At 69.2% G+C, this 9,396-nt stretch carries 10 protein-coding genes; 3 read left to right on the top strand and 7 right to left on the bottom strand.

Annotated elements, in window-relative coordinates; translation table 11 throughout:
- Positions 1-31: 31 nt before the first annotated feature.
- Both LJE69_RS19130 and LJE69_RS19125 read right to left on the bottom strand, forming a co-directional pair.
- Complete coding sequence (locus tag LJE69_RS19130) at positions 32-805, bottom strand: ParA family protein (RefSeq protein ID WP_296927659.1); 774 nt, start codon at positions 803-805, stop codon at positions 32-34.
- On the bottom strand, positions 802-2,439 hold the full coding sequence (locus LJE69_RS19125; protein ID WP_296927658.1) for a CHAD domain-containing protein: 1,638 nt from the start codon (positions 2,437-2,439) through the stop codon (positions 802-804). The genes LJE69_RS19130 and LJE69_RS19125 overlap by 4 nt, the downstream gene beginning before the upstream one ends.
- Before the next feature lie 299 nt (positions 2,440-2,738).
- Between LJE69_RS19125 and tal the strand changes: the two genes are divergently transcribed.
- On the top strand, positions 2,739-3,707 hold the full coding sequence (gene tal, locus LJE69_RS19120; protein WP_296927657.1) for a transaldolase: 969 nt from the start codon (positions 2,739-2,741) through the stop codon (positions 3,705-3,707).
- 258 nt (positions 3,708-3,965) lie between these two features.
- On the opposite strand, the gene folA is transcribed toward tal, so the two are convergent.
- From folA to LJE69_RS19095, 5 genes are all read right to left on the bottom strand, one after another.
- Positions 3,966-4,505: a type 3 dihydrofolate reductase gene (gene folA, locus LJE69_RS19115; RefSeq protein WP_296927656.1), complete on the bottom strand. Its 540-nt coding sequence runs from the start codon at positions 4,503-4,505 to the stop codon at positions 3,966-3,968.
- A 34-nt stretch (positions 4,506-4,539) separates the two neighbouring features.
- Positions 4,540-5,556 (bottom strand): WYL domain-containing protein, encoded by a 1,017-nt coding sequence (locus LJE69_RS19110; RefSeq protein ID WP_296927654.1) that lies wholly within the window; start codon positions 5,554-5,556, stop codon positions 4,540-4,542.
- 39 nt (positions 5,557-5,595) lie between these two features.
- Complete coding sequence (gene rsfS / locus LJE69_RS19105; protein ID WP_296927653.1) at positions 5,596-5,970, bottom strand: ribosome silencing factor; 375 nt, start codon at positions 5,968-5,970, stop codon at positions 5,596-5,598.
- On the bottom strand, positions 5,960-6,685 hold the full coding sequence (nadD, locus tag LJE69_RS19100; RefSeq protein ID WP_296927652.1) for a nicotinate-nucleotide adenylyltransferase: 726 nt from the start codon (positions 6,683-6,685) through the stop codon (positions 5,960-5,962). Before nadD ends, rsfS begins: the two co-directional genes overlap by 11 nt.
- Before the next feature lie 326 nt (positions 6,686-7,011).
- Complete coding sequence (locus LJE69_RS19095; protein WP_296927651.1) at positions 7,012-8,298, bottom strand: glutamate-5-semialdehyde dehydrogenase; 1,287 nt, start codon at positions 8,296-8,298, stop codon at positions 7,012-7,014.
- Positions 8,299-8,644: 346 nt separating this feature from the next.
- On the opposite strand from LJE69_RS19095, the gene LJE69_RS19090 reads away from it, so the two are divergent.
- Positions 8,645-8,899, top strand: a complete 255-nt coding sequence (locus LJE69_RS19090) for a type II toxin-antitoxin system VapB family antitoxin (protein WP_296927650.1) — start codon at positions 8,645-8,647, stop codon at positions 8,897-8,899.
- On the top strand, positions 8,899-9,297 hold the full coding sequence (locus LJE69_RS19085) for a type II toxin-antitoxin system VapC family toxin (RefSeq protein ID WP_296927649.1): 399 nt from the start codon (positions 8,899-8,901) through the stop codon (positions 9,295-9,297). Before LJE69_RS19090 ends, LJE69_RS19085 begins: the two co-directional genes overlap by 1 nt.
- Positions 9,298-9,396 lie beyond the last annotated feature (99 nt).

The raw sequence follows: 9,396 nt of genomic DNA, 5'->3' as shown, positions 1-9,396 counted from the left end.
CACTCCGCACTCCGCACTCCGCACTCCGCACTTAGGACTCCGTACCCCCACGTCCCGCTTCAAAGCCCCGGACAATCTCCTCCCACAGCGCCCGGTAGGCCCCTGACGCGGCATTCGACGGTGCATAGGCGGGCAGCGGCATCCGGTGCAGGCCCATGCGCTCGACTTCCGCCGCGAGCGGAATGCACGCGGCGAGGATCTCGGGGTGCTGCGCCCGCAGGTGCTCGATGGTGTCCGTGTGCAGCCTGCGCCCGGTGTCCACCATGGAGAAGAAGGGCAGCACCTCGAGGGCGCCGAAGCCGTCGTGCTTGTGCAGGAACGCCAGCAGTTGCTCCAGGGTGCGGGCCGACAGGGTGCTTGGAATCAGCGGTACCAGCAGCGCGTCGGCGGCCCGGAAGATGTTCTCCGACATCAGAGAGATGCTGGGCGGGCAGTCGAAGAACACGTAGTCGTACTCGCCCAGCACCGGCTTCAGCAGCCGCTGTAGCTGGCGCTGTGGCTTCTGCTTGGCCGCCTCCAGCAGGATGTCCATGTTGCGGTAGGAGAAGTCCGACGGCAGCAGGTCCAACAGCTCGAAGTCGGTCCCCTTGATGACATCATCCAGCGCACGCTTGCCGCGCAGCAGCGCCTTGCCGCCGCCCTTGACCCTGGGCTTGACGCGGAAGAAGTAGCTGGCGGCGCCCTGCGGGTCCAGGTCCCACACCAGTGTGCGGTACCCCGCGGATGCCGACAGGTAGGCGAGATTGACGGCGCTGGAGGTCTTGCCGACGCCGCCCTTGATGCTATAGAAGCCGAGAATCCTCATGTGCCGGCCTCCCCCGGCTTCGACTCTGGCTCATCCGGCCGCGCCCGACCGCGCGCGAAGAGCCGCTCGAACACCGCGGCGTTCTCGTCAGTGTCGAACCCGGCGAAGATGCGCGCGAAGTCCCGCCGCGCCTGTTGCTGCTGGTCCAGCATATGGCCGATCAGTGCGCCCATTGACAGAAGCGTGCCGAGGCTCGCGGCACCCTCTGCCTGCATGGCGGCGGCGGTCTCGCGCAGGTGCGTCGCCTGCACGGACAGGTCCTGGAAGCCGCCCAGGTTGTCGAGCAGCACCTTCGCCTGCTTGATGAGGCCCTTGACGTCGTCGTCCGGATACAGGCTCTGGAAGAACTCCATCAGGTAGCGGAGCTTCTTGCAGCTCTTGCGCAGCTCATGCAGCTCCGCGGGCGGCGAGGCGTCGGTAATCGCGCGGCCTTCCTGACGCACGCGCTTGAACATGCGCCAAACGCGTTTGTCGGCCACCGTCTTGATGGGTGTCGCGGCATCCTTGGCGCCGACGTCGGCCACGTTCGGCGACGGCGCATCCAGGAAGGCGCGCCAGTCCTTCAGCAGCGCGACGAAGCGCTCACCCGCCAACGCGTCGGCCAGTATCCGCTGCTCGGCAGCGTAGCGGGCCAGGAGCCAGTCCTTGAGCGGCTCCAGGTCGTCGCGCAGCAGGACCGGCAGATCGGCCTTCAGGGCCGGGAAGGCCAGCAGGTAGACGTCCAGGTCGCGCACCGGGCTTGTCACCTGCTGCAGCCAGGCAAAGTGGGCCTTGAAGGCGTCGACGCTCGCCTGCGGCAGCACGCCCTTGATCTGGCCGAGCGCCGAGCGCGTGCGGCGGGTGGCGACGCGCAGGTCGTGCAGGAACTCCGGATCGAGGTTGCGCCGGGTGCCGTCGATATTGGCTTCCAGCGTGTCCAGCAGCCCCCGCAGAATCGTCCTGGTGGCGGCGTCGGCACGCTGCGCGGGGTCCAGGTGATAGTCGAGCTTGGACGAGTAGCCGCCCGGGCGGCGGCCGGCGGCGGCGAGCGCCGACAGAAACAGCGGCGCCCGGGCGGGCTCCAGCGCCAGCAGCGCCTTCAGGCGCAGGTCGGCATCCTCCAGCTCGCGCGGGTAGCCACGCACGCCGGTGAGCTCGAGGCGCAGCGGCAGCAACACCTCGCCATGCGCCTCGTCCGCCGGCACCCGCAACTGCTCCAGCAGGATGCGCGCGACGGTCTTGTCGTCCTCGTTCAGCACCCGGAGCACACGGCGCGTGCCCACGAGCACCGCCATGGGCAAGAGCCGGCGCACGCCCAACACCGGTGCCAGGCGCTCGCGCACCGGACCCGGTGGCAGCTCATCGGCGAGCCCGGGTTCTGCCGCCACCGCCTCGCGGGCAAGCACGGCCGCGTCGTTTGCGAGGTCCTGCCAGAGGAGCTCGCGGCGGCCGTCGGCCGTCACCTCCTCCAGCGCCGCACCGGCCAGGTACAGGCTCCACTCGAAGCTGTCGTAGAAACAGCGCCGGATCTCGGTGCCCGGCTCCGCCGCGCACCGCAAGTCGCCGCCGATGGCAGCGACAACCGCATCCATCTGCTGCGCCGCGCCGTCGTCCTGGCTCGGGGTCAGCACGTAGTCCTTGGCGATTGGCGTCATCGCAGGGGCTCGGATCTCCGATCGGTCAATTGCGCGAGGCGTTGGCAAGCACTGCCGACGGACAGACCTGCAAGGCTACACAGAAATATTACCGTTTGATGACGGTTGCCGGAAGTTCTTGTTACACCGAAATATCCTGCCGCCGACCAAGATTGCTGGCTACGGGAATTCCCGAACTATCAAAGCCCGCCGGGCACCCGGACAATCGACACGGGTGCAGCCCGCACCGCAAGCAGCCCGCTCCACCCCGACTCCCCGTACCCGATTCGCCGTTCGATCTCCAGTACGGAGCCCAGCCCATGAGCAAGCTCGATCAACTCAAGACCATGACCACCGTGGTCGCCGACACCGGCGACTTCGACAGCATCGCCGAATACAAGCCACAGGACGCCACCACCAACCCGTCGCTGCTGTATAAGGCGGCGCAGCTCCCGCAGTACCGCCACCTGGTGGAAGACGCCGTCGCCTTCGGCAAGGAGCGCGGCGGCACCAGCCTCGAGCAGGCGCGCTGGACCATGGACAAGCTGGCCGTCAACTTCGGCGCCGAGATCTTGAAGATCGTCCCCGGCCGCGTCTCCACGGAAATCGACGCGCGGCTGTCCTTCGACACCGAGGGCACCATCGCCCGCTGCGAAGGCCTCATCGAGCTCTATCACGACATCGGCGTGGACCCGCGCGAGCGGGTGCTGTTCAAGATCGCCTCCACCTGGGAGGGCATCCAAGCCGCCGAAACGCTGGAACGCCGTGGCATCCACTGCAACCTGACGCTGCTGTTCAGTTTTCCACAAGCCGTGGCCTGCGCGGAAGCGGGCGTCACCCTGATCTCACCCTTCGTCGGGCGCATCCTGGACTGGTACAAGAACGCCGAGAACGTCCCCGGCTATCCCGCGGACGAGGACCCGGGGGTCCGCTCGGTCACCGAGATCTTCAACTACTACAAGCGCCACGGCTACGACACCATCGTCATGGGCGCGAGCTTCCGCAACGTGGACGAGATCCTGGAGCTGGCCGGCTGCGACTACCTCACCATCGCACCCAAGCTCCTGGCGGAGCTGTCGGAATCCGACGGCGACGTGCCGCGCAAGCTGGACCCCGAGGCCGCGGCGGCGATGGACATCCCCAGGCAGGACTTCGAGGAAATCGCCTTCCGCTGGGGCGTCAACGAGGACGCCATGGCCACCGAGAAGCTCGCCGAGGGCATTCGGCTGTTCGCCGCGGACACCCAGAAGCTCGAGGGCTTCACCCACGACATTTGCCGCAATTGCTGACGGCCCCGTTGCCGCCCGGGCGGCCGGAGTGTCGCCCTCCAGGGCGACACAGATAGGCACCGCGCGCGATCCCGGAATCTGCACACGAGTGCAACACTGCGCAAGTCTCGAGACCATCCCAAGTCATTCTCGTTGTCGTCGTCGTGCTCTTGAGCGTGCCGATACTCGATGACGACAACGACGGCCCCCGGTCTCGGAATTTCCGCAGCGAACCACGGAAGCAATGGTCGCGGCCAAGTCGGCACCGACCCGCGCAGCTCAGGCGCCGGCGGTGGTCGTGCGGCGCTCCAGCAGCAGAAAGTCCAGCGCGTAGGTGTTGCGCTCGTCCGCTGGCCGGTGCACGCGCTCCAGCTCGCGCCACGCGCCGGGGGACCAGGCCGGAAACTGCACATCGCCGGGGACGTCGGCATCCACCAGCGTCAGCGCCAAGTGGGTCGCCCGCGGTAGCAGCGCCGCGTAGATGCTCGCACCGCCCACCACCATCACCTCCGGCGCATTGCCGGCGGCGGCGAGCGCCGCGGCCGGGGAGGTAACGACCTCGCAGCCGTCGGCGCGATAGCCCGGATCGGACGAGATGACGATATGGCGGCGCCGCGGCAGCAGGCCCGGCAGCGATTCCCAGGTGCGCCGGCCCATCACGATGGGCTTATCCAGCGTCAGGCGCTTGAAGTGGGCGAGGTCCGCGGGCAGGTGCCAGGGCAACGCGTTGTCGCGACCGATGACGCGGTTGCGGGCCATCGCCGCCACCAGGGTGATTCGCGGCGGCACGCCCGCCCGGTGGGCGACTGGCTCGGCCACTGGCTCAGTCCGTGGCCCCGTGCCCGCTGCGGCATCAGGCGGCATGACCCGAGAGCCTCGGCGCGGCGGGCTCGCTCGCATATCTGGCCAAGGCCTCGCGCAATCGCTCGGCCACGGCGTCGCGCAGGTCGGCGGGCGCCACCACTTCCACCTCGGCGCCGAACTTGAGGATGTCCATGATCAGCTCCGCCGGGTTGCTGTAGGGCACGCGCAGCTCGTAGCGGCCGTCATCCAGGCGCCGCCCCTGCTGGTCGCGATGCCAGCGCTCGTTGGCCACGTAGCGGGCGCGGGTAGCGCTGAAGTGCAGCACCGCCTCATGCTCCGGCGTACCGGCGAAGATGCCGTAGGAACTGGCAAAGTGGCTGTCCAGCGCCGTCGCGTCGACGTCCAGGGCGGGATCATCCAAGGTCTCGACGGTCTCGATGGCGTCGATGGCGAAGGTGCGCAGGCCCTCGCGCAGGTGGCACCAGCCGTCCAGATACCAGTTGTCGCGGTAGTGCACCAACCGCTGCGGCGAGACATCACGCTCGTCGCGGGATTCCCGCCAGCGGCTGTAGTAGCACAGCCGCAGGCGCTTGCGCTGCGCGAGCGCGCCGGCGACGGCCTGGAAGGCGTGGCCGCCCTGCTCGGCGTTGTGACGGGAGGCCATCTGCAGCATGCGAATGCGGCCCTGCAGGCCTTCGGAGCCGGCGCGCTGGAGCTCCAGCAAGGCGTCGATGCGCTGTTGTAGGGGCTTGAGCATCGGCTCCAGCAGGCCCGGCTGCACGTCGGCGAGCAACTGCTGCACCGTCAACAGCGCGTGCAGCTCCGAGGCGTTGAACCAGAGCCCCGGCAGCTCGTACATCTCGCCTTCGGACTGATCGTAGCGGTAACCGTTGAGCTCGCGGTCGTAGACGATGGGTGCGTTCAGGTACAGGCGCATGTCCTCGATGATGCGCTTCACCGTCGCCCGCGAGCACTCCAGCTCGTCCTCCAGGCGCCGGCGCGACACCGGGTGCCGCGCCCCTTGCAGGATGCGGTTCAGCTCGAAGATGCGGTCGAAGCGGTCCATCGGGCGGCGCGGGAAGCGGTCGGAGCCGCGGACGCCCGATCAGGCGTGCCCCGCCGCCAGCGACTGCCGCGGCATGGTCTCCGACACCAGCGCCGGCGCGGACCAGAGCCGCTCCAGATTGTAGAAGTCGCGCACCTTGGGCAACATCACGTGCAGAACGACCCCGTTCAGGTCCACCAGCGCCCACTCGCCGGCCTCGACGCCCTCGGTGCCGAGCGGCTGCTCGCCGGCCTCCTTGGCGCGGTAGGCGACGGTTTCCGCGACCGCCTTCACGTGCCGGTCCGAGGTGCCGGAGGCGACGATCATGTAGTCGGTGATGGCGGTCTTGCCGCGCACGTCCATGACGGTGATGTCGCGGGCCTTCATGTCGTTCAGGGTCTCGACGACCAGGTCTTTCAGTTGCTCAAGCTGCATCATGTCCCCTCTGGGCTGAAGTGTCGGAATGGGTCTCCTCGCGCCTGCCAGGCGCCGGTTCTCCGGTGGCGGTAGGGTCTTGCGGACCGGCATAGCATCCGGCCGCCAGCGCGATGTCCAGCACGGCGTCGGGCAGCAGGAACCTTGGGCTGTGGCCCGCGGCCATGGTGCGGCGGATGCGGGTGGACGAGATGTCCAGTTGCGTGACCGATTGCAGCCAAATGCGCCCCGCGGGCGCCGCATGCAAATCGGCCGGGCGCGCCGCGCGGCGGCGCTCGAGCTCCTCGCGCAACTCCGGGTCGCGCGGCAGCACGCTGCCGGGGCGGCGCATCACCGCCAGGTGCGCCAGGCCGAGGATGTCCCGCGGGCGGTGCCACGCTAAGAAGCCGTTGAAGGCATCGCCGCCCACCAGCAGGCAGAGCCGCACGTCCGCGCCGAGCTCATCGCGCAAATGGGTCAGGGTGTCCACGGTGTACGAGCCGCCCGGGCGCGTCAGCTCCCGGTCGTCAGCCACCAGCCCCGGCGCGTTGGCGACCGCGGCCTCGAGCATCCGCAGGCGCAGCGCACCGTCGGCGGCGGGCTGCTCACGGTGCACCGCGACGTTGAGCGGCAGCAGGCGGACCTCGTCGAGCCCCAAGGCCTCGCGGACCTCCAGCGCCGTGCGCAGGTGGCCGAAGTGTACCGGATCGAAGGCGCCGCCGAGGATGCCGATCATTGCTCGAGCGTGGCAGCGGCGGGCGGAGGCACCGAACGCGGCACCAGTGCGGTAGCGATCTTGTGCTCGCTAGAGCGCATGCAGCGGGTAGGCGCGCCGCCGGCGGTGAGATCGAAAGGCGTGCGAGGCAGCGACCCCTCGCGCCGTGTTGGCAACAGGAGCCGCGACCGGCGGGATGGGATCAGATTCGCTCACTGCTGGCGATGCCTGCATCGGATGCATACCGCTCAATGCACGCGCAACGGATTGACGCGCGCTCCGTACGTGTTTCGACCATAGCAGAAAATTCCCCGCCGGGCAGCATCCGACGAGCGGTTTGCATGCGCTCAGCGGCGCACGTGCCCATCGCCCAGCACGATGAACTTCTGCGACGTGAGCCCGTCGAGTCCCACCGGCCCGCGGGCATGGAACTTGTCCGTGCTGATGCCGATCTCGGCACCGAGGCCGTATTCGAAGCCGTCGGCGAAGCGGGTGGAGGCGTTCACCATCACGGAGCTGGAATCCACCTCCCGCAGGAAGCGCCGGGCGCGGCCGTAGTCCTCGGTGACGATGCTGTCGGTGTGGTGGGAGCCGTGGCGGTCGATATGATCCATGGCGGCGTCCAGTCCGTCCACGACGCGGATGGCGAGGATCGCGGCCAGATACTCGGTGTCCCAGTCCTCGTCGGTTGCCGGCAGCACGCCGTCGAGCAGCGCGCGGGTGCGCTCGCAGCCGCGCAGCTCCACGCCGGCGTCCGCGAGCGCCGCGCCGACGCGCGGCAGAAAGTCCGCCGCGACGCCCGCCGCCACCAGCAGCGTCTCCATGGTGTTGCAGGTGCCGAGCCGCTGGGTCTTGGCGTTGAGGGCCACGGCCAGCGCCTTGTCCAGGTCGGCGCGATCGTCCACGTAGACGTGGCAGATGCCGTCCAGGTGCTTGATCACCGGCACCCGGGCATCGCGGCTGATGCGCTCGATGAGGCCCTTGCCGCCGCGCGGGATGATCACATCGATGTGCTCGGGGCTGGTGATCATGGCGCCCACCGCCGCGCGGTCGGTGGTGGCCACCACCTGCACCGCGTCCTCCGGCAGCCCGGCAGCGCTGAGCCCGCGCTGGATGCAGGCGGCGATGGCGCGGTTGGAGTGGAACGCCTCCGAGCCGCCGCGCAGCACTGCCGCGTTACCGGCCTTGAGGCACAGCGCCGCTGCATCCGCGGTGACGTTGGGGCGGGACTCGTAGATGATGCCGACGACCCCGAGCGGCACCCGCATCCGCCCCACCTGGATGCCCGACGGGCGGTACTCCAGCTCCGAGATGGCCCCCACCGGGTCCGCCAGCGTGGCGATCTGCCCCAGCCCCTCGATCATGGCGTCGATGCGCGCCGGGGTCAGCGCCAGGCGGTCCAGCAGCGCCGCGTCCAGGCCCTTGGCGGCGCCCGCCTCCAGGTCCGCGGCATTAGCCTGGCCCAAGGCGTCGCGGGCGGCATCCAGCTCGGCGGCGATGGCGGTCAGCGCGTTGTTCTTCGCGGCGGTCTCGGCGCGGGCCATGGCGCGGGCAGCGGCGCGGGCACGCGCGCCCACATCGACCATGTAGGCGGCGACGTCGGTGATCTGGGCGGTGATCTGGGATTCGGGCATGCGCTGGATTCTCTCGCTGCGGACTCGCGTTTGCACATCATTGTCCATGAGGCTGCCTCGCCGCGAAAGCCCGGCGGCGCGCGGAGCGACACGGGCGAGCAGGTCTCGCCGTCATCGCTGCGCGAGGAACTGCGCCGGATGCCCTCGCAGCGGCGCCGCAGCCGGCCCCAGACGGCCCCAGACGGCCCCGGAGCAGGTCTGGCGTTGCTCCATCGCAGGTCACCGGCGGCGACAAGGACGGCGCCGAGCGCCTGGCTCGGGCAAGTCCGCGCGGTTGCCGCGGACCGCGACGAAAACTACACTGCCTCATCAGCGTCTACACGACAACATTCCCGCCCCATTCCATATGGCACTGAATATCCGCAACCCGGAGGCGGAGGCGCTCGCCGCGCGGCTCGCCGAGCTGACCGGTGAGACCAAGACGGCCGCGGTGATCAGCGCCCTGCGCGATCGCCTCGAACGCCTCCAGCGCGAGGGCTCCGGCAAGACCCTCGCCGATCGGCTCGATGCCATCGCCCACCACGCCGCTGCACTGCCGGTGCGCGACACCCGACCGGCGGACGAGATCCTCGGCTACGAGCAAAACGGCCTGCCGGGCTGATGGTCATCGACACGTCCGCCCTGGTGGCGATCCTGCAAGACGAGCCGGAGCGGCGCCGCTTCAACGAGGCGATCGAGGCCGCGGCGCAGCGCCGCATCTCGACGGCGACGCTGGTGGAGATCAGCATCGTCATGGAGGCGCGTTACGGGGCGGACGGGGTGCGGGACCTGGACCTGTTCCTGGCCGAGGCATCGATCGAGCCGATCGCCGTCGATGCCAAGCAGGCGCAGACCGCCCGCGAGGCCTTTCGCCGCTTCGGCAAGGGCCGCCACCCCGCAGGGCTGAACTTCGGCGACTGCTTTTCCTATGCGCTCTCGCGCGTGCTCGACGAACCGCTCCTATTCAAGGGGCAGGACTTCCCGCAGACCGATGTCGATGCAGCGGTGCCGCTGCACTGAAGATCACCGGAGTGCCGCATGACGACAGATGCAGCATCGCTGCGGCGGTCCGGTGGTACGCATGAAGGGGTCACGCATGAAGGGGTCTTGCAATCCAAC

Origin of the sequence: Thiohalocapsa sp. (assembly GCF_022340605.1) — a bacterium.
Lineage (GTDB): Bacteria > Pseudomonadota > Gammaproteobacteria > Chromatiales > Chromatiaceae > Thiohalocapsa.
This window is presented reverse-complemented; position numbering and strand designations above follow the sequence as displayed.